The organism is Mesorhizobium sp. W016 (assembly GCF_054719485.1).
This window is the reverse complement of the sequence record NZ_JBTTIF010000002.1, coordinates 3,913,713-3,938,804: the sequence shown is the minus strand read 5'-3', so window position 1 is coordinate 3,938,804 and position 25,092 is coordinate 3,913,713. Positions and strand designations below refer to the sequence as shown.

Sequence of the window (25,092 nt, the reverse complement as noted above, 5' to 3'; positions counted from 1 at the left end):
GGGATAGGGGAGTATCAAGCATGCAATTCGCCACCGAGAGCAGCCACGGCCGGAGCCTGACACCGCGGATCGTCGTGGTCGGCGGAGGCTTTGCCGGTCTGGAGGTTGCCAAGGCGCTCGGCAAGGCGGAAATCGGGGTGACGATCATCGACCGCCACAATCACCACCTGTTCCAGCCCTTGCTCTATCAGGTTGCAACCGCCGCCTTGTCGGCGCCTGACATCGCCGAGCCAATCCGCAAGATCCTGGGCGGCTATCCCTCGGTTCAGGTCCTCTTCGGCGATGTCACCGAGATCGTCACCGAAGCCAGGATACTGGTGCTGGCCGATGGGACCACGGTCCCCTACGACATCCTGGTCTTGGCCACCGGTTCGCAGCCATTCTATTTCGGCCAGGAGAGCTGGGCTCGGGTTTGTCCCGGTTTGAAGACCATCGAGGACGCGCGCACGATCCGGTCACGGCTGCTGCTGTCGTTCGAACACGCGGAACGGACCACCGATCCAGTCGAGCAATCCCGGCTGATGACGATCGCCATTATCGGCGGCGGCCCGACCGGTGTCGAACTGGCGGGCTCGATCGCCGAACTCAGCCGGCACACACTGGCGCGCGACTTCCGCAACATCCGGCCCGAGAAGACAAGGATCATACTGGTAGAAGCCGGCGAGCGTCTGCTCGCCGGATTCGCCCCGGAGCTTTCCAGATATGCACGTCTGCGCCTTGAAAGCCTGGGCGTCGAGGTCGCGCTCGGCAACCGGGTCGAGGCGATCGAAGCGCATCAGATCACCGTCGGCGGCCAGGTGATCCCGGTGGCCTTGACGCTCTGGGCCGCCGGGGTGGCGGCTTCTCCGCTGGTCGCCCAGCTTGGTGTCGGGCTCGACCGCGGCGGTCGGGTGAAGGTCGAATCCGACCTGCAGGTCGTCGGCCATCCCGATGTCTTCGCGCTTGGCGACGTCGCACTGGTCCTCGATGGGAACGGCCAGCCATTGCCGGGTCTTGCCCAGGTCGCCAAGCAGCAGGGCGAGCACCTCGGCAAGGCACTGGCACGCCGGATAGATGCTGGCGATACGCTGCCCGCTTTTGTCTTCAGCAATCGAGGCAACACGGCCATTGTCGGCCGCCACGCTGCCGTGTTCGAATCGGGTAGGCTGAAACTGAAAGGCTGGTTCGCCTGGTCTGCCTGGGCGCTCATCCATGTCTACCTGCTCGTCGGTTTTCAGCACCGCGTTCAGGTCTCGATCCAGTGGCTCTGGCGCTACCTGACCTATGAGCGTGGCGCCCGGCTCATCGCCGAGGAGCGAGTCGAACCGGGTTCGAAATCATCGCCGGGAGCGGCCCCGAGAGAGCCGCTGCCAACCAAGGCAGACGCCGCCCCGGCATTGCACGCCCGCACTGACTAGATTGCCGGGTGCTCAGTTCGGAGACAGTGGCGATGCGGGGGTCAGCTCTGGATTCCGCCACGGCCCGTCGTCCCACGGCAGCCCGAACCTCGATAGTTGAGGCGGGTGGTTCCCAGCTTGTATCCGGTGCCGGCCTGATGGATCCGGATGGCACCAACGACGTTGCGTCCCTATATGAACAAATGAACACAGGCTCCTCGAAACGGTATCTGTTGAACCCCTCCTCTTCAGAGACAGCTCGTCATGACGTCACCTGCGACTGCTGAACAACCCCCGGTCATTCAGACGGGGCTTCCCGCCCTGAGCAACAGCTATGCGCAATTGCCGGAGCGCTTCTTCGCGCAAACAGATCCGAAGCCGGTGTCCGAACCGCGGCTGATCCGGTTCAACCGGCACCTCGCGGAGGAACTCGGGCTCGATGCCGACCAGCTTACCAGCCCGGATGGAGTGGCGATGCTTGCCGGCAACAGATTTCCGGAAGGGTTGCAAGCAATCGCCCTGGCCTATGCGGGCCACCAGTTCGGAAACTTCGTGCCTCAGCTTGGCGACGGGCGCGCCCTGCTGCTTGGCGAAGTGGTGGACGTCAACGGCGTTCGCCGTGACATCCAGCTGAAAGGATCGGGACCAACGCGGTTCTCGCGCAACGGCGACGGCCGCGCCGCACTCGGCCCTGTCCTGCGCGAATATGTCGTCAGCGAAGCGATGGGGGCGCTCGGCATTCCGACGACGCGAAGCCTTGCGGCGGTGCTCACCGGCGACCCGGTCTATCGCGAGGTCCGGCTGCCCGGCGCCGTCCTGACACGGGTGGCGGCAAGCCATATCAGGATCGGCACGTTCCAATATTTCGCCGCGCGCCACGACACCGAGGCGCTCAAGATACTGGCCGACTATGCCATTCAGCGTCATTTCCCACAGCTGGCGGGGGAAGCACGGCCGTACCGGGCTTTGCTGGAGGCCGTTGTCGCCGCACAGGCGGACCTGGTGGCGCGCTGGATGCTGGTCGGCTTCATCCATGGCGTCATGAACACCGACAACATGTCGATCTCGGGCGAGACGATCGACTATGGCCCATGCGCCTTCATGGACGCTTACGACCCCAGCGCGGTGTTCAGTTCGATAGACCACGCCGGTCGCTATGCCTATGCCAACCAGCCTCGTGTCGCCACATGGAACCTTGCGCGCTTTGCCGAGACCCTGCTGCCGCTCATGAGCACGGACGAGAATGAAGCAGTGTCTGAAGCGGAAGAGGTGCTGAGGTCGTTCCAGGCCTCCTATGAGGCTGTGTTGCAGCGCGGCTTCCGCAGAAAACTCGGACTGCTGACCGAAGCGGAAGGCGACTTGCAGCTCGCTGCCGACTTTCTGGATGTGCTGGCTCGCGGCGAAGCGGATTTTACGCTCGGCTTCCGGCGCCTGGGCGATGACCTCGACGCTGCGGACGGCCAAGGCACGGCGCGGCAGTTGTTTAAGGATCCAGGTGCATTCGATGCCTGGTCGGCGCGGTGGCGCCAGCGCATCGCAAGCGAGGGCGACACGGCCACGCGCCGTTCTGCCATGCAATCGGTCAATCCCAAATTCATCCCCCGCAATCATCGCATCGAGGCGATGATCCAGGCGGCGTTGGGCGGCGACTTCAGACCGTTCGAGGAGATTCTGGCGGTCGTCAGCCGTCCCTTCGATGAGCAGCCGGGAATGGAACGCTTTGCTGAGCCGCCACGCCCGGATGAGCGCGTCCTGCAGACATTCTGCGGTACATGAGACATTCGTGATGGTCGCTTAACATGTGCAAATGCGGAAGACCCATTTGCAAGCTATCGTCACGGGCACTCTCGTAGGGGCTGAGCTATGACGATCATAGAATTGGCATTCGAATTGCTGGCACGGAAGCTCGTAGACCGTACCGGAATATCAGACGAAGATGCTCGAGACCTTGTCGCAGCCATGGGAGCTGACTGGTCATCGCTCGTGCGAGCAGCGAGGGCGATCAAAGAGGCTTAGGTCTTTTGACGTCGTTTTAGCTGCCATCAGCTGCAGGCAGATCGGACCAGAGGCTGCTGCCGCGATCCAGGCGCGACACCGCGCTCTTCACCGATCATGTCAGCAACGTGGTCAAGCACTGTATTTCGGTCGCTCCAGATCGACCGGATACAACACGCTCCCCTGAAAGCCACGGCGGCCCGCTACGCAAGTCGCCGCAAGCTCGCAATAAACAGCGATAGCAGCCCAGGCTTAGGATTTATATTGCAGGCCCGCACCACTGGCAGGGCGACGCGGGCGGGCCGCTGCCGTTCCTTGAAATCCGCGTTGGGAGTCAGATTCCGTCGGCACCGAAAAGCACAGGTGCTGACGAAGCAGACGGAACTTCCCCCCACGATCACGGTTTTGAGTCACGATACCAACCCAAGGAGATGCAGATGTCGAGCAAAATGCCGCCCGTGCCGCCTGAGAACCAGAGCCAGAAGGGTCGAGGAGAAGGGCGACAGGTTAGCCACGATGATGCCCAGCACGGCACTCACGGAGCGCCGGATCCGGAGCGCCAAGGGCAGCAAGCCAACACCAAGGTCAACACCACTCATCAGGGCCGTCAGCAGGATCGGTGATCATGTCCACATCGAAGAAACACCCGAACACGATCCGGCAGGGCGGGCCAGGCGCATCGCACGAGAACGCCAGAAAACCCCTGCAGGTCAACAAACCCCCGGCGGATGAAGACCGTCGATCCAAAAGCCGAGTTTCAGGGGGTGGCGGTGAAAAGGACAGTCATCATTCGCACAATCCAGCCAAGAAGGGTAGCAACAGTTGAACCCACGGCTTTGTGAATGATTGTGCTAAAGTGCGCCGCGTGTGCATGTCATTGTCTCACAACCGAGCCTTTTTTTGAGTGACATGCATAGCCGGACCAGGGTGAGGATCAGCGAGTCGAGACGCCCGGAAAAACCGGAGGCCGTGGGCCCGCACCACTGGCGGAGCGATGCGGGCCCGGCCAAGGGTTACGGCCCTCGACCAGCAGCGAGGGGCTCGCTGCCGCATGCAGAACAAGCCCCGTAATTTCAGGTTCCGCTAATATACAAAAAAGCCGGCCACCTTTCGGCAGCCGGCCAGTTCCAACAGAACAAGGGAACGTGCACTGATGGGGCAGTGCAACGCCCGAAGTGTTTCGAGGCGACGATGTTCCACCGGAAATCCACAGATTCGCCGTTTCGATCTACATTGGCCGGATTGAAAGATCTTTGACGATCTCTCCCAAGTTCTCGCGGAGCCCGGTCCGACGTGTGGCGCCCTGTCTGCGCCTTGGCTCTCTATGCGGCCAGCAAGCTCATCTTTGAAGAATGCCCGCCGCGACTGCCGCGCGCGTCAAACACCGGCGTGCAATTGGTCGAGCGCGCGGCAGACCGGGGACGCGTCAAGTCGAGCGTCGGTCGACGTAGGTGTAGACGCCGGCCCCAATGGCGACCGCGCCGACCGTGATCACGATCGATGGCGCGCCCATCAAACTGGCAAAGACCGCCCAGATGAGGGCGATGACGATAGCGCCGAGTGTTCCCAGGATCAGTCTCGGCATTGTCTACCCCTCCACGTTCGGGCCGCCTGTGGATGGTCGTCACCCACCGGTCATGCGAAACGCCGCATGAAAGCACAGTGTGGCCCATGAGGTGAAGGGCCGCGCCGGAATACTCCGGTGCGGAAAAGATGATGCCCGCGCCGCCAAAGCCCGGGTGTTCAATAGCCAAATGGCTGGACCGGCGCCTAGCGCCTCAGCGCGTGGACTTCCGCCATGCTTTCGCCGCCCATCGGCAGGGCCATGTCATCATCGAGCAGCCGGGTGATGCGGGCAAAGCCCGTAAACGCCTTCCTGGCTGCTTCGGCCGACATTCTGCCCGACAGGGCCGCGGAGCAGCAATTCACGGCGCACTGATACACAGGCCCACGCCGTCCCAATGGCCATTTCTGCAAAAAGACCATCGCTTCGGCAACGCTATCGACTTCCTCGACGGGGTGTCCCTGCCCGCGCGCAATGCGCACGGGCGTAAAGAAATGCAAGCGGTCCATTTTGTTCTCTCCCTGGTCGGCCGCAGCGCGAACCAACCCTACTAAATTCGCGGATGGCGCGTTTGTTCCGCTTATTGCAAAAAAATCTGCGCTGGTGGGCTTGGGTTGCCGACGCCCGCTTTTGTCCGGAACGTTAGGCCGGCTGATGCATTTCGCTCTCGTGATTGCCTTGAGGGACACGTTCAAACCATGCGCATAGCCCATGTCGCCCCTTTGCACGAATCGGTGCCACCCCTTCTCTATGGCGGCACCGAGCGCATCGTTTCCTATCTGACCGAAGGGCTGGTCGAACTCGGCCATGAGGTGACGCTGTTCGCCAGCGGCGACAGCCGGACGTCGGCCAGACTGATACCAGGTCGCGAACGCGCGCTACGCCTCGATCCGCGTCCACTGAAATCGGACACGGCGGCGCATCTTGCGATGCTTGCCGATGTGAGGAACCGAGCCCACGACTTTGATATCATTCATTTTCATCTCAGCCATTTCCTGCATTTCTCGTTCTTCGAGACCATGCCGGACAAGACGGTGACAACGCCTCATGGCCGGCTCGATTACGTCGATCTGGCGCCAGCCTATGAGCGTTTTCCGCGCTTTCCGCTGATCTCGATCTCGCATAGCCAGAAGACCGGGCTTGCGAATGCCAATTGGCTGGCCACCATCCATCATGGGCTGCCGACGGGTCTCTATCAGCCGACCTTCGAGACGGCGGCAGGCGAAACATACCTCGCCTTTCTCGGCCGGCTTTCGCGCGACAAGCGGCCGGACCGGGCCATCGATATCGCCTTGCGCTCGGGCATGAAACTCAAGCTGGCGGCCAAGATCGGCGACGATGATCGCGCCTATTTCCATGAGACGATCGAGCCGTTGATCGATGGCGACCGCATCGACTATGTCGGCGAGATCGCCGAGAGTGAGAAGACTGAATTCCTCGGCAATGCCGCTGGTCTGCTGTTTCCGATAGACTGGCCCGAGCCGTTCGGCCTTGCCGCGATCGAGGCGATGGCGTGCGGTACGCCAACCATCGGCTGGAACTGCGGTGCGTTGCCGGAAGTCATCGACCATGGCGTTACCGGATTTGTCGTCGATTCTCTCGACGCCGCGGTCGCCGCGGTGCCGGCCTTGCTGCAACTCGACCGGCGAAAGGTGCGCGCCGTCTTCGAAAGTCGGTTCTCCGCCAACAGGATGGCGCGCGACTATCTCACTGCCTATGCGCGTCTCATCGGCGCCCCGGCTGAATCGAAAGCGTCGTGAACGACGGCGGACGTTCCGAGCCCGAAACAGAGATTTGTGACTGATGACCGAACTTGACGAGCGCAAGCTCGACCCTGCCGTGGCCCTTGCCTCCCTGGACGAAACCGCGCCGCGCGAGCCGCACCGGCTGTTTGCCCTAAAGCAAGGCGACTGTTTTGCCGTGGCCGATGCCTACGGCGATATCAGGGGCGCGGGCGACGGTTTCTTCCGTGACGACACGCGGGTGCTGTCGGAGTTCAGGCTCACCGTCGGCGGCCGGCAGACATCGCTGCTCGGCGCCTCGCTCAGCCAGGACAATGTGCTGTTCACCAGCAATTTGACCAATTTGCCGATGCAAAGCGTCGGTGGCCGCGACATCCCGCAGGGCGCCATCCATATCGAGCGCGTCAGGCTGTTGTGGCAGGACCGGCTGTTCGAGCGCATCACCCTTTCCAACTACAGCCAGGAGCATTCGGCAATCCGCGTCTCGCTGCATTTTGCCGCCGATTTCCGGGACATGTTCGAGGTCCGCGGTTCGACCCGGCCGAAGCGCGGAATGGCGCATGCAGCGGAGATCGAGCCTGCCTCGGTGCTGCTGCGCTATGACGGACTGGACGGGCTGGCGCGGGTGTCGGCGATCTCGTTCTCGCAGCCGCCAGACCAGTTGAGCGCCGAGCGCGCGGATTTCCTCATCGCAGTGACCAAGCGCAGCAGCAAGATGCTTTACGTCGAGGTCGGCGCGGAACTGACCGAAACGCCCGACCGCGACCGCTTCCGGGCGGCCGCGGCGCGCGCCCGTTTCGGCATGCGGGCCAAGCGCCGCCATGGCGCGACGGTGCACAGTTCGGGTCGCGTCTTCAACGATTGGGTCGAACGCGCCCGCGCGGATGTCGCCTTGCTGACCACCGAGTTGTCGACCGGCCCCTACCCCTATGCCGGCATCCCCTGGTTTTCGACGGCCTTCGGCCGTGACGGCGTCATCTCGGCGCTGCAGATGCTATGGCTCAACCCCGGCCTGGCGCGCGGCGTGCTTGCCTTCCTCGCCCAGCACCAGGCGACCGAGACATCGCCTTTCAGCGACTCGCAGCCCGGCAAGATCATGCACGAGACGCGCAAGGGCGAGATGGTGGCGCTGCAGGAACTGCCTTTCGGCCGCTACTATGGCGGCGTCGATACCACGCCGCTCTACATCCACCTCGCCTGCGCCTATGCCGAACGCACCGGCGACATGGACTTCATCGCCAGCCTGTGGCCGTCTCTCTGCGCCGCCGCCAAGTGGACGGAAGAGGCGAGCCGCGCAACCGGCTTCGTCACCTATCAGCGCGCTGCCGAATCCGGCCTTGCGAACCAGGGCTGGAAGGACAGCTTCGACTCCGTCTTCCACGCCGACGGGCGCATTCCCAAGGGGCCGATCGCGCTGGTCGAAGTGCAGGGTTATGTCTTCGCCGCCTTCAGGGGCCTTGCCGCTCTCGCCCGCCGCCGGGGCGAGTTCGCGCAGGCCGAGCACTGGGAAAATCGCGCCGAAGAGATGCGGATCGCCGTCGAGCGTGATTTCTGGCTGGACGATCTCGGCTTCTATGCGCTGGCGATCGACGGCGCCGGAGAGCCGTGCAAGGTGCGCACCTCGAATGCCGGACACCTGCTCTATGTCGGCCTGCCCGAACCGGCGCGGGCTAAGATGGTCGCCGACCAGTTGCTTTCGGCTTCCTTCCACTCCGGCTGGGGGGTGCGAACGCTTTCCGACGACGCTGTGCTGTTCAACCCGATGTCGTACCACAATGGTTCCATCTGGCCGCATGACACGGCGATGTGCGGCGCCGGCCTGGCGCGGTTCGGCGAGCGTGACAGCGTGGTGCGGCTGATGAGCGGTACGTTCGAATCGGCAGTGCATTTCAACATGCGACTGCCGGAACTGTTCTGCGGTTTCACCCGCTCGCCGGGCGAAGCGCCGATCGCCTACCCCGTCGCCTGCCTGCCGCAAGCGTGGTCGGCAGGCTCGGCCTTCATGCTGATGCAGGCGTGCCTCGGTCTGGAAATCGACGGCTGGAACGGCGAAATCCACGTCACTCGACCCCGTTTGCCGATCGGCATCGATACGCTGACGCTCAGGCATCTGGGTGTCGGCGAAAAGAGGGTCGATCTTACCTTCCAGCGCGTCGGCGACCGCGTCGTCGCCTTTCTCGCCGACCGCCATGAAGGGCTGGTTCCGCTGATCGTGCGGACATGATCTGAACGGCCTTCAACGGGAACCGAACCCAGGGTTTGTGCGTTGCGAAAAACACAGGTTCTCACGGGCGATCGTCGGCTGCGAACACTCAAATGGAACCATGAAGAAAAAGGCCCTGACGGCCAAAATTGAGTTGGAATTGGAATGACTGATTATGGCATGGCCCTGCTCTGGGTCTTGATCTTTGCAAGCCTTGGCCTTTCGATTCTAGCCGTTCTGTTATCGATCTCCAGGCAACGTCGTAGCCATAGCTTGACGGTTGCACCGACTGCCGGCGAGGACGTCGCATCGGAAGCGACGCGCAAGGTTTTGCGGGAGTTCGAGAAGAATGGACAATCTCCCGACGCGGCGCTGGTGAACTGGTCGCCCGACACCTTGCGCAAGATACTTGCCGACGACCTGCCGGACGCGCAGGTCATCGTCGTCTCGAACCGAGAACCCTATATCCACAACATCAAGGACGACGGCGTCGAGCTTCTGGTGCCGGCCAGCGGCCTGGTGTCGGCGCTTGAGCCTATCACCCGCGCCTGCAGCGGCACCTGGATCGCCTATGGCGGCGGAACGGCGGATCGTCTGACGGTCGATAGCAACGATCGGGTTCAGGTGCCGCCGGACAATCCGTCCTATACGCTGCGCCGCGTGTGGCTGAGCGACGACGAATATCAGGGCTACTATCTCGGCTTTGCCAATGAAGGGCTTTGGCCGCTCTGCCATATCGCCTTCACCCGGCCGGTCTTCCGTGCCTCGGACTGGGAGGCCTATGAGGCCGTCAACCGCAAATTCGCCGATATGGTGGTTGCCGAGGCGCGCAATGAGCGGCCGATCGTGCTGGTTCAGGATTACCATTTCGCGCTCCTGCCGCGCATGATCCGCGAGCGCCTGCCGGAGGCGATCATCATCACCTTCTGGCACATCCCGTGGCCGAACTCCGAAGTGTTCAGCATCTGCCCATGGCGCGAACGCGTTCTTGATGGACTGCTCGGGAGCTCGATCATCGGCTTTCACACCCAGTTTCATGCCAATAACTTCACTGAAAGCGTAGACCGGTTCCTGGAAAGCCGCATCGAGCGCGCCGACGCCGCGATCTCGTATGGCGGGCGGACGACCCTGGTGCACGCCTATCCCATCTCCATCGAATGGCCGGCCGAACTCCTGGCCAAACTGCCACCGGTCGAGGAAAGCCGCGCCCGCCTGCGTGAGCGGTTCGGCCTGTCGGCGGACGTCAAGCTGTGCGTCGGCGTCGAGCGCCTGGACTACACCAAGGGCATCCTCGACCGCTTCCATGCGCTGGACGAATTGTTTACGCGCCACCCCGAGTGGATCGGCAAGGTAGTGTTCCTGCAGATTGCTGCCCCAAGCCGCGGCACGCTGCCGGCCTACCAGCAATTGCACGATGAATGCCTGCGTTATGCCAACGAGCTCAACCAGCGCTACGGTCATGACGGCTACAAGCCCGTGGTCATGGTGGCTGAGCACCATTCGCAGCAACAGATCTATGAGATCTATCGCGCCGCCGACATCTGCATGGTCACCAGCCTGCATGACGGCATGAACCTCGTAGCCAAGGAATTCGTCGCCGCGCGTGACGACGAACAGGGCGTGCTGTTGCTCAGCACGTTTGCCGGCGCGTCGCGCGAACTGCTGGAAGCACTGATCGTCAATCCTTACGACGCGGCGATGATGAGCCAGGTGTTGCTGCAGGCGCTGACCATGTCACCGGACGAACAACGCGAGCGCATGCGCCCGATGCGCGAAATAGTGCGCGACAACAATGTCTTTCGCTGGGCCGGCAGCATGCTTCTCGATGCGGCGCGCCTGCGGAAACGCGGCGACCTCGAAAGAGCGACAAGTGTCGCCGAGCGGCCCGCAAACACCGGCAGCAACATCGTCTCACTGTTCGACCGCATGCGGAAGGTGGCGTCATGAATAGCCTGTCGAAAGCACCGGGCCTGCCAACCGCACCCGACCTGCCGGAAGGACAATGGGCGCTTTTCCTCGATATCGACGGCACGTTGCTGGAGCACGCGGCGCACCCCGACGCCGTGTCCGTGAGCGACGAACTGCGCAACCTCCTCGGCATCGTCGATGAACGGCTGGACGGCGCTGTCGCCTTTATCACCGGCCGCTCGGTCGAAGGCGCCGACCGCCTGTTTCATCCGTTGAAGCTGCGTGTTGCCGGTCTCTATGGGCTGGAACACCGGCTGACGCCGGACGGCCCGGTCTTTACCGCCGATGCTCCCGCCGATATAGCTGCCCTTGCCGACGCCATCGAAGCCGAACTGGATGACGGCCTTGTTCATATCGAGCGCAAGGGTCCGATCCTCGCCATCCATACGCGTGCGGCGCCGCATCTGCTGGCCAGGGCAACGCATCTTGCCGAACAGGCATTGACCGAGCTTCCCAAGGGCTATCGGGTTATCCCGGGCAACGCCGGCGTCGAACTCATGCCGCTCGAAGCGGCCAAGGGCGCTGCCGTGCGGCGTTTCATGGCAATCCCGCCCTTTGCCGGACGGCGGCCGGTCTTTCTCGGCGACGACACCGCCGACGAAAACGGTTTCGAGGCGATCAACGAGGCCGGCGGCATCTCGATCCGGGTCAAGCCGCGTGGGCCGACCGTGGCCCAATACAGGCTCGATGATGTCACCTGCGCGATAGCTTGGCTTGCCGCCAATTTCGACGCATCACCGGCCCTCAACCGCAAAGCGTCCTGATCGCTGCCGCCTGCGGATCGAATCAAGATCGCCGCGTTTGCGCCGACCTTCGCCAAAAGCCGATCGATAAGCGCTGTTCTCATTGAATATCTTTAAGGCCAAAGCCGGCAAATGGATTGCTTGCCGGTTCCCCTGCGTCAGGCATAACCTGCGCAGTCGACGCGTGAGGGCGCGTGCGGCATCAAGGGGAGGACATCGCAGTGACCATACAAGGCGCATCACCTGATCTATACAATGAGGATCTGGCTCCGGCCAAAGTCCGAAACTGGGGGCCGTTCTCGATCTTCAACGTCTGGACGTCGGACGTCCACAGCCTCTGGGGCTATTATCTCGCCGCAAGCCTGTTCCTGTTTTGCGGCGGCTTCGTCAATTTCATCATCGCCATCGGCATCGGTTCGCTGATCATCTACGCGCTGATGAACATGGTCGGCTATGCCGGCGTGAAGACCGGCGTGCCCTACCCCGTGCTGGCGCGCGCCTCCTTCGGCATCTGGGGCGCCAACATTCCGGCCCTGGTGCGCGCCATCGTCGCCTGCTTCTGGTACGGCGCGCAGACGGCGGCGGCATCGGGCGCGATCGTGGCGTTGCTGATCCGCTCGCAATGGTTCGCCGATTTCAACGCCAACACGCATTTCCTCGGCCACACGGGTCTGGAAGTGATCTGTTTTGTGGTCATCTGGGCACTGCAATTGCTGATCATCCAGAACGGCATGGAAACGGTGCGCCGCTTCCAGGATTGGGCCGGACCGGCGGTGTGGGTGATGATGTTGATCCTGGCGATCTATCTCTGTGTAAAATCCGGGAGATTTGCCTTCACCAGCGACATCCCGATGGATGTGCTGCTCGACAAGACAAAGGATGCCGGCGTACCCGGAACCCCTGGCTCCTGGACGTCGCTGTTTGCGGTGGCGGCGATCTGGGTCACCTATTTCTCAGCGCTCTATCTCAATTTCTGCGATTTCGCCCGCTATGCCCCAGACAAGGCATCGCTGCGCAAGGGCAACATCTGGGGCCTGCCGATCAATCTCATCCTGTTCTCGCTGGTCGCCGGCGTGACCACCATCGCTGCCTTCGACGTGTATGGCGAAGTGCTTCTGCATCCCGACCAGATCTCGGCGAAATTCGACAGCTGGTTCCTGGCAGCGCTTGCAGCCCTGACTTTTGCCGTGGCGACGCTCGGCATCAATGTGGTGGCAAACTTCGTCTCGCCGGCCTTCGACTTCTCCAATGTCTTTCCCCGGCAGATCGACTTCAAGAAGGGCGGCTATATCGCAGCTGTTATCGCGCTGGTGCTCTATCCCTTCGCGCCGTGGGAAGGCAGTGCCGCATCTTTCGTCAACGTCATCGGCGCGACGATGGGGCCGATCTTCGGGGTGATGATGGTCGACTACTATCTGATCCGGAAGGGCGAGGTCGACGTCGAGGCACTGTACCGCGAAGATGGCGAGTTCCGCTTCCAGGGCGGCTGGCACGTCAACGCCTTCATAGCAGCCGGCATCGGCGCCATCTTCTCCTCGGTCCTGCCGAACTTCACCAATTTGCTGCCGGCATGGTGGGGCGTTTATGGCTGGTTTTTCGGCGTCGGCATTGCAGGGGTCATCTACTACGTCCTTCGCACCGCCGCCCTTGGCGCAGGGGCCAGGACGGCGAAGGCGTGAAATTGAGGGATAGGGAGTAGTCAGTAGTCAGTAGTCAGTAGTCAGTAGTCAGTAGGGAATAATACCCCTACTCCCTACTCCCTACTCCCTACTCCCTACTCCCTACTCCCTACTCCCTACTCCCTACTCCCTACTCCCTACTCCCTACTCCCTACTCCCTACTCCCTACTCCCTAATCCCTACTCCCTACTCCCTACTCCACCATCTCAGCCAACCTCCGCACCGTGTTCCAGTTGCGTGCGGTGCCGATGCCCATGCGCTTGTGGTTCATGGCAGCGAGCAGCCGCGAGCTTGGCCGCTGGCGCGAAAAGACGACCCAGATGTCACCGTCGACCGAAGCCACCTTCTCGTCCTCAGCGGCATAGGCCTGGAGCGCGGCCACACCATCCGCTGGCGCTGGCTCGCGCATCACCCGCACGGCCACCTGATCGCCTGCCTCGGCAGAGTCGGCCGGGAATGGGTTGCCGGCGGCAAGTTTCAGCCAATCCTCGGCAGTGCGCACGATGATGACGACATTGCGGCCGAAGGTTTTTTCGAAGGCCGTTTCCAGCCGCTGTTCCAGCTTGGCGATGCCAGTCGCCCGTGTCTCGAAGACCAGATTACCGGTCGCCACCAGGGTGCGCGGGTTCTTCAGCCCAAGGTGTTCAGCCATCGCCTTGAGGTCGGCCATGACGACCCGGCGGCCTTCGCCGAGGATGATGCTGTAGAGCAGCGCAACATAGGTCTGCATCAGCTGCGAAACCTCACCGTGGCCCTAGACCAGCCGCGACTGGTCCACCGCGGCCGAGATGAAGCTGGCGAACAGCGGATGCGGCTCAAGCGGCCGGCTCTTCAGCTCCGGGTGATACTGGACGCCGATAAACCAGGGATGGTCGGGATATTCGACGGTTTCCGGCAGCACGCCGTCGGGCGACATGCCGGCAAACACCAAGCCGCAATCCTCAAGCCGCTCCTTGTAGTCGATGTTGACCTCGTAGCGATGGCGATGGCGCTCGGAAATCTGGGTGTCGCCATAGATGTCGGCGATCTTCGAACCCTTGGCGAGTTCGGCCTGATAGGCGCCAAGCCGCATGGTGCCGCCGAGATCGCCCGTTTCGCGGCGCTTCTCCAGCATGTTGCCTTTCAGCCATTCGGTCATTAGGCCGACGACGGGCTCGTCCGTCGGACCGAATTCGGTCGACGAGGCGTGTTCGACGCCGGCCAGCGAGCGCGCCGCCTCGATGCAGGCCATCTGCATGCCGAAGCAGATGCCGAAATACGGCACCTTGCGCTCGCGGGCGAATTTCGCCGCCAGGATCTTGCCTTCCGAGCCGCGCTCGCCGAAGCCGCCGGGCACCAGGATGCCATGCACCTTTTCCAGCCACGGCGTGGGGTCTTCCTTCTCGAAAATCTCGCTCTCGATCCAGTCGAGCTTGACCTTGACGCGGTTGGCCATGCCGCCATGCGACAAAGCCTCGATCAGCGATTTGTAGGCATCCTTGAGGCCGGTGTATTTGCCGACGATGGCAATCGTCACCTCGCCCTCCGGATTGTGGATGCGGTTGGACACGGCCTGCCAAGGCTCCATGCGCGGCTTCGGCGCCGGATCGATACCGAAGGCGGCCAGCACTTCCGAATCGAGCCCTTCCTTGTGGTAAGCCATCGGCACGTCATAGATGTGGGGCACGTCGAGCGCCTGGATGACGGCACTTTCGCGCACATTGCAGAACAGCGACAGTTTTCTGCGCTCTTCCTTGGGGATGGCGCGGTCGGCGCGGACCAGCAGGATATCGGGCGCGATGCCGATGCCGCGCAGTTCCTTGACCGAATGCTGGGTCGGCTTGGTCTTCAGCTCGCCAGCCGTCGGGATGTAAGGCATCAAGGTCAGGTGGACATAGACGGCGTTGTTGCGCGGCAGATCGTTGCCGAGCTGGCGGATAGCCTCGAGAAACGGCATCGCCTCGATATCGCCAACCGTGCCGCCGATCTCGCACAGCACGAAATCATAGTCGTCATTGCCGTCGAGCACGAAATTCTTGATCTCGTCGGTGACATGCGGAATGACCTGCACGGTGGCGCCGAGATAGTCGCCGCGCCGTTCGCGCTCGATGATGTTCTTGTAGATGCGGCCGGTGGTGATGTTGTCCTGCTGGTTGGCCGAGCGGCCGGTGAAGCGCTCGTAATGGCCAAGATCGAGATCGGTCTCGGCGCCGTCATCGGTGACGAAAACCTCGCCATGCTGGTAAGGCGACATCGTTCCGGGATCGACATTGAGATAGGGATCGAGCTTTTTGATGCGTGCGCGATAGCCTCGCGCCTGCAAGAGAGCCCCAAGGGCCGCTGCAGCGATGCCTTTTCCTAGTGAGGAAACCACGCCGCCTGTGATGAATACATATCGCGCCATGGGAGTTATCGCTTAACGCGGCCGAATTGATTCCGCCAGAGAAAAAACCGCCGCTGAGGCTTTTTCAAGAGAAGGCGCGATAGTCCCGAGGTTCGAGACTGGTGTTTTGGTCAAAACAAAAGGGCCGGCAAAAGCCGGCCCTTTCGGCAGGTTTGTGAAAGCGTCAGATGATGACGACCTTGGTGCCGACCCTGACGCGGCTGTAGAGGTCCATGACGTGCTCGTTGATCATGCGGAAGCAGCCATTGGAGGCGCTGGTTCCGATCGACTGCGGCGCGATGGTGCCGTGGATGCGCAGATGCGTGTCCTTCTTGCCGTCGTAGAGATAAATGGCGCGGGCGCCGAGCGGGTTCTGGCCGCCGCCGGGCATGCCGTCCTTGTACTGGCCATAATGCTTGGGTTCGCGCTTCTGCATGTCGAGCGTCGGGATCCAGCGCGGCCATTCCTGCTTGTCGCCAACGGCAACCTTGCCCTTGAACTGCAGGCCTTCGCGGCCGACCGCGATCGCATAGCGGCGGGCGGTGAAAGCCGATTCGACGAGGTAGAGGCGGCGCGCGCTGGTATCGATGACGATCGTACCCGGCTCATAGCCGCTGAATTCGACGTCCTGCGGCACGAATTCCGGCTTCACCTTGAACTGCTTCTTGGCTTGCCGCTTGGCGAGAGCCTGGTCGAGCGCGCGCGTTTCGGGGAGATAGGCAATCGACGAGGCAGAGGACGTGCCGCCGAACAGGCCGGCGAACAGTCCGCCGCTCGTCGGCTTCTGGCCCGGGGCCTCGCTGCGCAATTCGCCATTGTTGCCGGTCAGCGCGATATTCATCGCTTCGGCCGGAAGCGGTTCAGCCGATTCGATCGGCTCGATCGGCGCGATCGGGTCAACCGGAGCGATGATCTTGGTGGTCTTCTTGCCTGGCTTGGCGTCGGCAACCACGACCGGCTTGCCCTTGCTTGCCAGGAACGCTTGGCGCTGGGCATCGGCCCTGGCTTTCGCCGCATCGCGCATCGCCAGCTTGCGGGCCTCGAGCGCCTTGACGCGGGCGAGATCCCTGTCGGCGGCGATCTTGTCTTCGAGCTTGCTGATCTGAGCCAGATCATCCGGGCTCGGGTTTTTCTTCTTCTTGAGAAGCTTCAGCTGCGTCGCATCGCTCTTGGCGGCGACGTTGATGACAGCGGTTTTGCCAACCGCCTGCGGTGAGGTCATTGCCGGAGTGCCGGCGAAGGCCGCGGAGCTCATGCCGAATACGGCACAAAACCCCATGAAAATGAAGCTGCGAAGCTGCATGGCGAAGATCCGATCGTTCAATGCTTGTTGCCCACGGCGTCGCCCGGCGCCCCCCAAGGGCGCAGAAAGTGCCGCCGGCAATCTATAATCGAAGTGGCGTACGGGCCTCAAGCACGGGGTGCGGTCGAATCTTCGTGATCGTGTGCCATTTGCCGCGACTGTGTTGAAACAACAACAGATCGCGGCATCTGACGCTACCGACTACTGGTTCGGAACCTGCGGTGTCACCGGCAAGGTAACGCCATTGGTAGCCGGCGGCGTAGCCGAATCGGTTGCAGGTGGCGTCGCCGGAGATGGAGCCGTCGCCGGGGCCGTGGTGGCGGGCGGCGTGGTGGCGGCGCCGTTGGCCGCGGGCGCGGCCGGTGCGGTGTTGCCCGAAGGCGGCGTCGGCGCCGTCGTGCCGGGCAACTGATTGAGCACGCCGTTGCCGCTGTCGGCCGGCACGCGATCGAGAATGTCGATCGGTTTTTCGCCATAGCGGGCAACGATAGAGAGTGTCAGCGACGTCACGAAGAAGGCCGCGGCCAGGATCGCCGTCGCCCGCGTCAGCGCATTGGCGGCGCCACGCGCGGTCATGAAACCGGAACCGCCGCCAATGCCGAGACCACCGCCTTCGGAGCGTTGCAGCAGCACCACGCCGACAAGGGCGAGCACGACCATGAGGTGGATGACGATCAGTACGGTTTCCATATTTTATCCTGGCAAGCCCTGCCGCTCCCTGGCGATCAGGGCCGGTGATTTGGAGGCGGCTCCATACAATGCTTTAACGGCATTTCCAAGCCCGTGGCCGGAATATGGGAAGCAATGCGCCCTTTGCAACGATTTCCGCCGAACTGCCGCGTTCATAAGTCGATGACGGAACTGTCGGCAACGAAATTCCGGGGCCTACGCGATATTCTGGTATGCCTCGGCGATGGCGAGAAAGTCGGATGCCTTCAAGCTGGCGCCGCCAACCAGCGCGCCGTCGACGTTTTTGACGCCCAGCAGTTCGACTGCGTTGGACGCCTTGACCGAGCCGCCATAGAGAATGCGCATCTTGCCGGCCACGACTGCGCCGAGCGCTTCCGCCAGTTTTTGGCGGATATGTGCGTGCGCCTCCGCCACGTCTTCGGCGGTCGGCGTCAGGCCGGTGCCGATAGCCCATACCGGCTCGTAGGCGATAACGGTGTTGGCGGGCGTTGCGCTCGGTGGCACCGAGCCGGCGACCTGGCGCGATAACACGTCGAGTGCTGTGCCCGCTTCGCGCTCGGCCTTGGTCTCGCCGATGCAGATGATGGCGACGAGCCCTGCCCGCCACGCCGCCGAGGCCTTGGCGAGGACGATGGCATCGTCCTCGCTGCGCTGTTCGCGGCACTCGGAATGGCCGACAATGACGTGGCTGGCGCCCGCATCCTTCAGCATCTCGGCTGAGACACAGCCGGTGAAGGCGCCGCTTTCCTTGATGTGGCAGTCCTCGCCACCGGCCCGCACCGGCGTGCGCGACAGGATTTCGACGGCGCGCGACAGCAAGGTCGCCGGCACGCAGACCAATGCTTCGGTCTCTGCGTCGAGCCCGCTCATGAAGCCGTTGCCGATCATCCTGAGCTCGTTCAGCGAAGCGCTGGTGCCGTTCATTTTCCAGTTGCCGGCAACGAGCGGTCGAATTCCTGGCGTCATGGGGATCTGGTTCTCCGGGCGACATTGGGGTCTCGCCCTCCCTATCAAAATCAGGCCACAAAGCAATCGACAGTGAGCCGGAAGGGCGCTATTGCGCTTGTTTCAGACTCGGGCGCACGCAAAACTGCGCAAAAATCGGAAGTAACAATGCTTGGTATATTGAGAAGCGCGGCAGGGACCTGGGTCGCGAAAGCCCTGCTGTCGCTGCTGGTGTTGAGTTTCCTTGCCTGGGGCGTCACCACGCGGATGACGGGCGGCTTCCTGGCTGGCCATCATGCGGTGATCACCGCCGGCAGCACCACCGTGTCGATCACCGAATACCGCCTCGCCTACGATCGCCAGATCGCCATGCTGCAACAGCAGATCGGCCAGCGCATCAGCCGCGACCAGGCCAAGGCCTATGGCATCGACAACCAGGTGCTGGCTCAGTTGGTGTCCGGCGCCGTCCTCGACGAACAGGCGCGCAAGCTCGGGCTTGGCTTCTCCAAGGACAGGCTGGCCGAACTGACGCGGCAGGAACCCGCCTTCCAGGGCCCGAATGGCCAGTTCGACCGCCGGCTGTTCGAATCCCGCCTGCGCGAACTGGGAATGCGGCCGGAGGATTATCTGAAGAACCGGGCTCAGGTGGCGGTGCGCCAGCAGATCGTCGAAGCGGTTTCGGACGGGCTCAAGGCTCCGGATACCTTCTTCAAGGCAGTTGCGCTCTATCGCGGCGAAGACCGCACCATCGACTATCTGATCTTGCCAAAGGCGTTGGTGGAGCCGATCGAGGCGCCATCCGACAGCGTGCTTCAGGCTTATTTCGAGGCCAACAAGAAAACCTACGCGGCGCCAGAATACCGCAAATTCTCCTATGTCCGGCTCGAGCCCGAAGACATCATGGATGTCAGCGCCGTAACGGACCAGCAGGTCAGCGACGACTACAACAAGAACAAGGGCCGCTACACCACGCCGGAAATGCGCACCATCGAACAGCTGGTGTTTCCTTCCGCGGACGCCGCCAAGGCGGCATCCGATTCGCTGAAGACGGGCGCCACTTTCGACAAGATCGTCACCGCGCAGGGCAAGACCCCGGCCGACACGCTGCTCGGCACGCTCTCCAAGGATAAGATCACCGACAAGGCGGTCGCCGATGCCGCATTCGCGCTTGCCGTCAACGAAGTCAGCCCGGTCGTCCAGGGCGCGTTCGGTCCGGTGCTTTTGCGCGTTACCGAGATCAAACCGGAAACGGTGAAGCCGCTGGCCGAAGTGTCAGACCAGATCCGCAAGGATCTGGCGCTTGGCGAAGCAAGCCGCATCCTGCTCGACGTGCACGACAATTACGAAGACACCCGCGCCGCCGGCAGCACGCTGGCCGAAGCCGCCGCCAAACTCAAGCTCAAGGACGTTACCGTCGAGGCCATAGACCGCACCGGCCTCAAGCCGGACGGCACCATCATCAAGGACCTGCCGGCATCGCCGGACCTCATCAAGGCGGTGTTCGAGGCCGAGCCCAACACCGAGAATCAAGCCCTGACCACCCCTAACAACGGCTTCGTGTTCTATGAACTGACATCGATCACGCCGGCTCGCGACCGCACGCTGGACGAAGTCCGCCAGCGCGTGGTGGCGGACTGGACGACAGAGGAAACGACCAAGCGGCTGACCGCGAAAGCAGACGAACTCGACAAGCGCCTCAAGGCTGGCACCACACTCGACGTCATCGCCGGCGAACTGAAGCTTGAAAAGCAGACCAAGCGCGGCGTGAAGCGCGAGGCCGACGATGTCGATTTCGGCAAGGAGGGTGCTGCTGCGATGTTCGGCGTCGGCGAAGGCGGCACCGGGCTGATCCCCTCGCCCACCGGCGACGGCCAGATCCTGTTCAAGGTCGCCGAAGTGTTCGAGCCGGCCGGAGCCGACGCCAGCTCGGTACCCGACGATGCGCAAAAATCCTTCACGCAAGGCATGTCCGACGATCTGCTCGACCAGTTGGTGGCGCAGTTGCAGACGCAGTACGCCGTCAGCGTCGACCAGGCCGCCGTTGCCCAAGCCCTCGCCCAATGAATGGCCCTAGCCCAATGAACGTCTTGGCCGAATGAGCGCCCTGAAGACCCATATCGCCAAGGTCGCCACGGGAACCGGGCTTACCTTCGAGGAAGCGCGCGAAGCTTTCGACATCATCATGTCTGGCGACGCGACGCCGGGCCAGATCGGCGGCTTCCTGATGGCCTTGCGTGTGCGCGGCGAGACGGTGAGCGAGATTTCCGGGGCCGTCGCCACCATGCGTGCCAAGATGCTGCGCGTCGAAGCTCCTGAGGGCGCAATCGACATCGTCGGCACCGGCGGCGACAATTCGCATTCAGTCAACATCTCGACCGCTTCGGCCTTCGTCATTGCTGGCTGCGGCGTGCCGGTCGCCAAGCACGGCAATCGGGGCCTGTCGTCGCTGACGGGCGCTGCCGATGTGCTGGTCGCGCTCGGCGTCAAGATCGATATCCCACCAGAGGTAATCGGCCGCTGCATCCAGGATGCCGGCGTCGGCTTCATGTTCGCACCTGCGCACCACCCGGCGATGAAGCATGTCGGCCCGACCCGCGTCGAGCTCGGCACGCGCACCATCTTCAACCTGCTCGGACCGCTGTCCAATCCGGCCGGCGTCAGCAGGCAGATGGTCGGCGTGTTCCTGCCGGAATGGATCGTGCCGGTGGCCGAGACATTGAAGGCGCTGGGCACCGAGCATGCCTGGGTCGTCCATGGCGACGGCTATGACGAGATCACTACCACCGGCGAGACTGTGGTTGCGGAACTGGCCGGTGGCGAGATCCGTCATTTCACGCTCACCCCGGAAGCGGTCGGCCTGCAGCGCCACAGCAAGGACGAGCTGCGCGGCGGCGATGCCGCCTACAATGCCAAGGCGTTGCGCGACATGCTGGGCGGTGCTGCCGGCGCCTATCGCGATACGGTGCTGATGAATGCCGGCGCCGGCATGGTGGTAGCCGGCAAGGCGACGACGCTTGCCGACGGCATGGCCGCGGCCACACAGGCCATCGACAGCGGCCGGGCGCTGGGCGTGCTCGACAGGCTGGTCGAGATTTCGAACGGATGAGCCGTGGCTGACATTCTGCGCAAGATCGAGGCCTACAAACGCGACGAGATCGCGGCGGCGAAGGCGCGGATACCGTTGGCCGAGATCAAGGCGCGAGCCAAGGATGCCGACGCACCGCGTGGCTTTCTGAGGGCGCTTGAGGCGAAGCGCAGATCGGGCAGCTTCGGCCTGATCGCCGAGATCAAAAAGGCAAGCCCTTCCAAAGGCTTGATCCGTGCCGATTTCGACCCGCCCGCACTGGCGCAGGCCTATGAGAAAGGCGGTGCCGCCTGTCTTTCGGTGCTGACCGATGCGCCATCCTTCCAGGGCGCGCCGGAATTTCTCACCAATGCACGCAAGGCAGTGTCCCTGCCCGCGCTGCGCAAGGATTTCCTGTTCGACCCTTACCAGGTCTACGAGGCTCGCGCATGGGGCGCCGATGCCATCCTGATCATCATGGCCAGCGTCGATGATGCCTTGGCGAGCGAATTGGAAGCGACCGCGTTCGAACTCGGCATGGACGCGCTGATCGAGGTGCATGACGAGGCCGAGACGCAGCGCGCGGTAAAACTCTCGTCGCAGCTGATCGGCATCAACAACCGCAATCTGAGAACATTCGAGACCAGCCTCGAGACCTCGGAACGGCTGGCGTCGATGGTGCCGGGCGGCCGATTGCTGGTCAGCGAGAGCGGCATTTTCACCCACGACGATTGCTTCAGGATGCAAAAGACCGGCATCAGCACCTTCCTCGTCGGCGAGAGCCTGATGCGGCAAGAGGATGTCGCTGCGGCAACGCGGCTGCTTTTGACAGGCAAGGCGAAGGCAGAGGCCATCTGAGGATGGCAGCCGCCCTCACCCATCTCGGCGCCAAGGGCGAGGCCAACATGGTCGATGTCGGCGACAAGGCGGAGACGACGCGCACGGCGGTCGCCGAGGGCTTTGTCTCGATGCGGGCCGAAACCCTGAAGATGATCCTCGACGGCGACGCCAAGAAGGGCGATGTGCTGGGTACCGCGCGCATTGCCGGCATCATGGCGGCCAAGAAGACGCATGAGCTGATTCCGCTCTGCCATCCGCTGCTTTTGACCAAGGTGTCGGTCGACATCGAACCGGACACCACGCTGCCCGGCCTCAGGGTCACCGCGCTTGCCCGCGTCACCGGCAAGACCGGGGTCGAGATGGAGGCGCTGACCGCGGCATCTGTCGCGTGCCTGACCATTTACGACATGGCCAAGGCGGTCGACCGCGCCATGGTGATTTCCGGTATAAAGCTGGTGGAAAAGACCGGCGGCAAGTCCGGCGACTACAAGGCGGGTTCGTAAATGGTGCTGGTTCCGGTCGCCGAGGCGCTTCAACGCCTCCTCGACGGCGCTGTGGCGTTGCCCGGTGAAAGCGTCGCGCTGGCGGATGCGGCCGGCCGGGTGCTGGTGGAGCCGGTCGTGGCGCTGCGTACCCAGCCGCCTTTCAATGCATCTGCCATGGACGGCTATGCCGCACGGGCGCAGGATGTGGCGTCCGCTCCGGCGCGGCTTTCGGTGATCGGCATGGCGCCCGCAGGGCGCCGCTTTGACGGCACAGTTGGTAAATCCGAGGCCGTGCGCGTCTTCACCGGCGCGCCGCTGCCTGAAGGCGCAGACACCATCGTCATCCAGGAAAATGTCCGCGATCTCGGCGGTAGCCGGATCGAGGTCACCGAACCGACGGCGAAGAACCGCAATATCCGCCGCCTTGGACTGGATTTTGCGCAAGGCGACGTGCTGCTGGAAAAAGGCCGCGTGCTCGATCCGGCTGCATTGTCGCTGGCGGCGTCGGCCAATCATTCCCGGCTGAACGTGGTGCAACGGCCGCTGGTCGCCATAATCGCCACCGGCGACGAATTGCTGCCACCGGGCAGCGAACCTGGCCCCGACCAGATCATCTCGTCCAACGCCTATGGCGTCGCTGCTGTGGCGCAGTCGGTCGGCGCTCGCGCGCTCGATCTCGGTATAGCGGCCGATCGCAAGGAAGCGATCGCGGCGCTGGTGAAAAAGGCGGTCGATGCGAAAGCCGACGTCATCGTCACGCTCGGCGGCGCCTCGGTCGGCGACCATGATCTCGTCCATGACGTGCTGACCGGCGAAGGCATGAACCTCGACTTCTGGAAGCTCGCCATGCGCCCGGGCAAGCCGCTGATGTTCGGGCGGCTGGGCGATATCAGGTGCATCGGCCTGCCCGGCAATCCGGTGGCGAGCCTGGTCTGCTCGCAATTGTTCCTGAAGCCGCTGTTGGCGCAGCTCGGCGGCCGTCCCCACCGGCAGGACATCCGCCAGGCTCAGCTTGGCGCCGCGATGCCGGCCAATGATCTAAGGCAAGACTATGTGCGCGCCGTGGTCCGGGAAGAAGCCGGCGCATTGGTGGCGACGCCGTTCGGCATCCAGGATTCCTCGATGCTGAGAATGCTGGCCGACGCCAACGGCCTGATCGTGCGCGAGCCCTTCGCTCCGGCGGCAGAAGCAGGCGCCGCTTGCAGCGTTCTGATGTTGCGCTGAAGGTCGCGGATCCAAGCCGTTAATTCCAAGAGATAAGACTGGTTGTTACTCCGCCAGCAATGTCCGCGTCAGCGGATGTGTCGGATCGGCAAGCCCGTCGACGATGCTGAAATGATGCCGGTCCGGCTCGACCACTGTGCTGGTCGTGGCGCCGAGGCCGATCCAGATGTTGGCAAGCAGCGCATTCTGGCGCAGGAACTCCGCCCGCTCGCCGCCGCCGGCCCAGCAGGTGATGCGCGCGCCCTGCATGGGGCGCAGCAGAACCGGGCTTTCGGCCAGTGCTTCCGCTTCATCGATGGCCAGTGTCCCATTCATCCCGGTGCGCATGATTGGCCGCAGGTCATGGACGCCGGAGATCGAGACGACATTGCGCACGCGGCCCGCCACATCGGCGGCCAGGGGTGTCGTTGTCGTCACCATCCTGGAGGCGAGATGGCCGCCGGCGGAATGCCCGGTCAGCATCACCGGCCCGCCGACCATCGTCGCCGCCTTGCCGATCGCCGCCGCGATTTCCCTGACGATGCCGGAAATGCGTATGTCGGGACAAAGCGTGTAAGTCGGCATTGCCACGGCAAAGCCATTGGCAACCGCGCCGTTGGCCAGATGCGACCATGGCTTGTTGTCGAACGCCTTCCAGTAACCGCCATGGATGAAGACGACGAGCCCTTTGGGCATGACATCGGGAAAGAACAGATCGAGCCTGTTGCGCGGGCTGTCGCCATAGGCGATGTCGAGCTTGGCCCGACCGGACGCCGACATTGTGTCGCGAAAAGCCTGTGCCGGTGTGTCCCACGCGGCCGGCCAGCGATTGCTGCCGGCAATGTTGTCGCCGTTGGCGTAGGCATTGTCCCAATCGGCAACACGATGTTGGAGCATCTGCATCCCTCCCGGATGGCTTCAGTTCAGTCG

The 25,092-nt window shown here is 63.0% G+C and carries 22 protein-coding genes; 14 read left to right on the top strand and 8 right to left on the bottom strand.

The genetic code is table 11. The features are described from left to right. Window positions 1-20: 20 nt before the first annotated feature. From ACYG9V_RS19550 to ACYG9V_RS19535, 4 genes are all read left to right on the top strand, one after another. Window positions 21-1,397, top strand: a complete 1,377-nt coding sequence (locus tag ACYG9V_RS19550; protein WP_352763486.1) for an NAD(P)/FAD-dependent oxidoreductase — start codon at window positions 21-23, stop codon at window positions 1,395-1,397. Between the two features lie 243 nt (window positions 1,398-1,640). Continuing rightward, entirely contained in the window at window positions 1,641-3,152 is a 1,512-nt protein-coding gene (locus ACYG9V_RS19545) for a protein adenylyltransferase SelO (protein ID WP_352763488.1), read from the top strand. Between the two features lie 656 nt (window positions 3,153-3,808). Continuing rightward, the gene (locus tag ACYG9V_RS19540) at window positions 3,809-3,994 is read left to right on the top strand and encodes a hypothetical protein (RefSeq protein ID WP_023688550.1); all 186 of its coding nucleotides are present in this window, start codon (window positions 3,809-3,811) and stop codon (window positions 3,992-3,994) included. Between the two features lie 2 nt (window positions 3,995-3,996). Then, on the top strand, window positions 3,997-4,197 hold the full coding sequence (locus tag ACYG9V_RS19535; RefSeq protein WP_081725396.1) for a hypothetical protein: 201 nt from the start codon (window positions 3,997-3,999) through the stop codon (window positions 4,195-4,197). A 600-nt stretch (window positions 4,198-4,797) separates the two neighbouring features. On the opposite strand, the gene ACYG9V_RS19530 is transcribed toward ACYG9V_RS19535, so the two are convergent. Both ACYG9V_RS19530 and ACYG9V_RS19525 read right to left on the bottom strand, forming a co-directional pair. Further along, entirely contained in the window at window positions 4,798-4,956 is a 159-nt protein-coding gene (locus ACYG9V_RS19530; RefSeq protein WP_023672685.1) for a hypothetical protein, read from the bottom strand. 185 nt (window positions 4,957-5,141) lie between these two features. Beyond that, window positions 5,142-5,648, bottom strand: a complete 507-nt coding sequence (locus ACYG9V_RS19525; protein ID WP_373432840.1) for a DUF982 domain-containing protein — start codon at window positions 5,646-5,648, stop codon at window positions 5,142-5,144. Between ACYG9V_RS19525 and ACYG9V_RS19520 the strand changes: the two genes are divergently transcribed. The 5 genes from ACYG9V_RS19520 (at window position 5,634) to ACYG9V_RS19500 (ending at window position 13,270) form a co-directional block, all read left to right on the top strand. Then, on the top strand, window positions 5,634-6,695 hold the full coding sequence (locus ACYG9V_RS19520; RefSeq protein ID WP_352763490.1) for a glycosyltransferase family 4 protein: 1,062 nt from the start codon (window positions 5,634-5,636) through the stop codon (window positions 6,693-6,695). The two genes, ACYG9V_RS19525 and ACYG9V_RS19520, sit on opposite strands and share 15 nt — an antisense overlap. Window positions 6,696-6,738: 43 nt before the next feature. Next, window positions 6,739-8,901 carry an amylo-alpha-1,6-glucosidase gene (locus ACYG9V_RS19515; RefSeq protein ID WP_023748420.1) on the top strand — a complete coding sequence of 721 codons (2,163 nt, stop codon included), beginning with the start codon at window positions 6,739-6,741 and terminating at the stop codon, window positions 8,899-8,901. Window positions 8,902-9,045: 144 nt separating this feature from the next. Further along, a complete protein-coding gene (locus tag ACYG9V_RS19510) occupies window positions 9,046-10,827 on the top strand; it encodes an alpha,alpha-trehalose-phosphate synthase (UDP-forming) (RefSeq protein ID WP_352763493.1) in 1,782 nt (593 codons plus the stop codon). After that, the gene (gene otsB / locus ACYG9V_RS19505) at window positions 10,824-11,612 is read left to right on the top strand and encodes a trehalose-phosphatase (RefSeq protein ID WP_352763495.1); all 789 of its coding nucleotides are present in this window, start codon (window positions 10,824-10,826) and stop codon (window positions 11,610-11,612) included. Before ACYG9V_RS19510 ends, otsB begins: the two co-directional genes overlap by 4 nt. Window positions 11,613-11,812: 200 nt before the next feature. Beyond that, a complete protein-coding gene (locus ACYG9V_RS19500; protein ID WP_023688556.1) occupies window positions 11,813-13,270 on the top strand; it encodes an NCS1 family nucleobase:cation symporter-1 in 1,458 nt (485 codons plus the stop codon). Between the two features lie 193 nt (window positions 13,271-13,463). Here ACYG9V_RS19500 and ACYG9V_RS19495 read toward each other — a convergent pair whose 3' ends face one another. The 5 genes from ACYG9V_RS19495 to tpiA form a co-directional block, all read right to left on the bottom strand. Further along, a complete protein-coding gene (locus tag ACYG9V_RS19495) occupies window positions 13,464-14,000 on the bottom strand; it encodes a DUF1697 domain-containing protein (protein ID WP_023832095.1) in 537 nt (178 codons plus the stop codon). A 24-nt stretch (window positions 14,001-14,024) separates the two neighbouring features. Beyond that, entirely contained in the window at window positions 14,025-15,653 is a 1,629-nt protein-coding gene (locus ACYG9V_RS19490) for a CTP synthase (protein WP_023672693.1), read from the bottom strand. 163 nt (window positions 15,654-15,816) lie between these two features. Then, complete coding sequence (locus ACYG9V_RS19485; protein ID WP_027049440.1) at window positions 15,817-16,935, bottom strand: L,D-transpeptidase; 1,119 nt, start codon at window positions 16,933-16,935, stop codon at window positions 15,817-15,819. A gap of 201 nt (window positions 16,936-17,136) precedes the next feature. Further along, the gene (secG, locus tag ACYG9V_RS19480) at window positions 17,137-17,625 is read right to left on the bottom strand and encodes a preprotein translocase subunit SecG (protein WP_023693455.1); all 489 of its coding nucleotides are present in this window, start codon (window positions 17,623-17,625) and stop codon (window positions 17,137-17,139) included. A gap of 195 nt (window positions 17,626-17,820) precedes the next feature. Then, window positions 17,821-18,591 (bottom strand): triose-phosphate isomerase, encoded by a 771-nt coding sequence (gene tpiA / locus ACYG9V_RS19475; RefSeq protein ID WP_023819952.1) that lies wholly within the window; start codon window positions 18,589-18,591, stop codon window positions 17,821-17,823. A gap of 147 nt (window positions 18,592-18,738) precedes the next feature. Between tpiA and ACYG9V_RS19470 the strand changes: the two genes are divergently transcribed. From ACYG9V_RS19470 to ACYG9V_RS19450, 5 genes are read left to right on the top strand one after another with little or no spacing between them, the layout of a single operon-like run. After that, window positions 18,739-20,634: a peptidylprolyl isomerase gene (locus tag ACYG9V_RS19470; protein WP_023738725.1), complete on the top strand. Its 1,896-nt coding sequence runs from the start codon at window positions 18,739-18,741 to the stop codon at window positions 20,632-20,634. Window positions 20,635-20,665: 31 nt separating this feature from the next. Next, complete coding sequence (trpD, locus tag ACYG9V_RS19465; protein WP_023819951.1) at window positions 20,666-21,676, top strand: anthranilate phosphoribosyltransferase; 1,011 nt, start codon at window positions 20,666-20,668, stop codon at window positions 21,674-21,676. Between the two features lie 3 nt (window positions 21,677-21,679). Continuing rightward, window positions 21,680-22,492 carry an indole-3-glycerol phosphate synthase TrpC gene (gene trpC, locus ACYG9V_RS19460; RefSeq protein WP_023688562.1) on the top strand — a complete coding sequence of 271 codons (813 nt, stop codon included), beginning with the start codon at window positions 21,680-21,682 and terminating at the stop codon, window positions 22,490-22,492. A gap of 2 nt (window positions 22,493-22,494) precedes the next feature. Next, window positions 22,495-22,977 (top strand): cyclic pyranopterin monophosphate synthase MoaC, encoded by a 483-nt coding sequence (moaC, locus tag ACYG9V_RS19455; RefSeq protein WP_023819950.1) that lies wholly within the window; start codon window positions 22,495-22,497, stop codon window positions 22,975-22,977. Then, window positions 22,978-24,183, top strand: a complete 1,206-nt coding sequence (locus ACYG9V_RS19450) for a molybdopterin molybdotransferase MoeA (RefSeq protein ID WP_023829633.1) — start codon at window positions 22,978-22,980, stop codon at window positions 24,181-24,183. 45 nt (window positions 24,184-24,228) lie between these two features. On the opposite strand, the gene ACYG9V_RS19445 is transcribed toward ACYG9V_RS19450, so the two are convergent. Beyond that, window positions 24,229-25,059 carry an alpha/beta hydrolase gene (locus tag ACYG9V_RS19445; protein WP_352764630.1) on the bottom strand — a complete coding sequence of 277 codons (831 nt, stop codon included), beginning with the start codon at window positions 25,057-25,059 and terminating at the stop codon, window positions 24,229-24,231. Window positions 25,060-25,092 lie beyond the last annotated feature (33 nt).

Bases quoted from the DNA above. Each gene is read 5' to 3' on its own strand.
- ACYG9V_RS19530 (WP_023672685.1), bottom strand. From the start codon at position 4,956: ATGCCGAGACTGATCCTGGGAACACTCGGCGCTATCGTCATCGCCCTC.
- ACYG9V_RS19535 (WP_081725396.1), top strand. From the start codon at position 3,997: ATGTCCACATCGAAGAAACACCCGAACACGATCCGGCAGGGCGGGCCA.
- ACYG9V_RS19540 (WP_023688550.1), top strand. From the start codon at position 3,809: ATGTCGAGCAAAATGCCGCCCGTGCCGCCTGAGAACCAGAGCCAGAAG.
- trpD (WP_023819951.1), top strand. From the start codon at position 20,666: ATGAGCGCCCTGAAGACCCATATCGCCAAGGTCGCCACGGGAACCGGG.
- ACYG9V_RS19520 (WP_352763490.1), top strand. From the start codon at position 5,634: ATGCGCATAGCCCATGTCGCCCCTTTGCACGAATCGGTGCCACCCCTT.
- moaC (WP_023819950.1), top strand. From the start codon at position 22,495: ATGGCAGCCGCCCTCACCCATCTCGGCGCCAAGGGCGAGGCCAACATG.
- secG (WP_023693455.1), bottom strand. From the start codon at position 17,625: ATGGAAACCGTACTGATCGTCATCCACCTCATGGTCGTGCTCGCCCTT.
- ACYG9V_RS19545 (WP_352763488.1), top strand. From the start codon at position 1,641: ATGACGTCACCTGCGACTGCTGAACAACCCCCGGTCATTCAGACGGGG.
- tpiA (WP_023819952.1), bottom strand. From the start codon at position 18,591: ATGACGCCAGGAATTCGACCGCTCGTTGCCGGCAACTGGAAAATGAAC.
- ACYG9V_RS19515 (WP_023748420.1), top strand. From the start codon at position 6,739: ATGACCGAACTTGACGAGCGCAAGCTCGACCCTGCCGTGGCCCTTGCC.
- ACYG9V_RS19445 (WP_352764630.1), bottom strand. From the start codon at position 25,059: ATGCTCCAACATCGTGTTGCCGATTGGGACAATGCCTACGCCAACGGC.
- ACYG9V_RS19485 (WP_027049440.1), bottom strand. From the start codon at position 16,935: ATGCAGCTTCGCAGCTTCATTTTCATGGGGTTTTGTGCCGTATTCGGC.
- ACYG9V_RS19450 (WP_023829633.1), top strand. From the start codon at position 22,978: ATGGTGCTGGTTCCGGTCGCCGAGGCGCTTCAACGCCTCCTCGACGGC.
- ACYG9V_RS19470 (WP_023738725.1), top strand. From the start codon at position 18,739: ATGCTTGGTATATTGAGAAGCGCGGCAGGGACCTGGGTCGCGAAAGCC.
- ACYG9V_RS19550 (WP_352763486.1), top strand. From the start codon at position 21: ATGCAATTCGCCACCGAGAGCAGCCACGGCCGGAGCCTGACACCGCGG.
- ACYG9V_RS19510 (WP_352763493.1), top strand. From the start codon at position 9,046: ATGACTGATTATGGCATGGCCCTGCTCTGGGTCTTGATCTTTGCAAGC.
- otsB (WP_352763495.1), top strand. From the start codon at position 10,824: ATGAATAGCCTGTCGAAAGCACCGGGCCTGCCAACCGCACCCGACCTG.
- ACYG9V_RS19490 (WP_023672693.1), bottom strand. From the start codon at position 15,653: ATGGCGCGATATGTATTCATCACAGGCGGCGTGGTTTCCTCACTAGGA.
- ACYG9V_RS19495 (WP_023832095.1), bottom strand. From the start codon at position 14,000: ATGCAGACCTATGTTGCGCTGCTCTACAGCATCATCCTCGGCGAAGGC.
- ACYG9V_RS19525 (WP_373432840.1), bottom strand. From the start codon at position 5,648: ATGGGCTATGCGCATGGTTTGAACGTGTCCCTCAAGGCAATCACGAGA.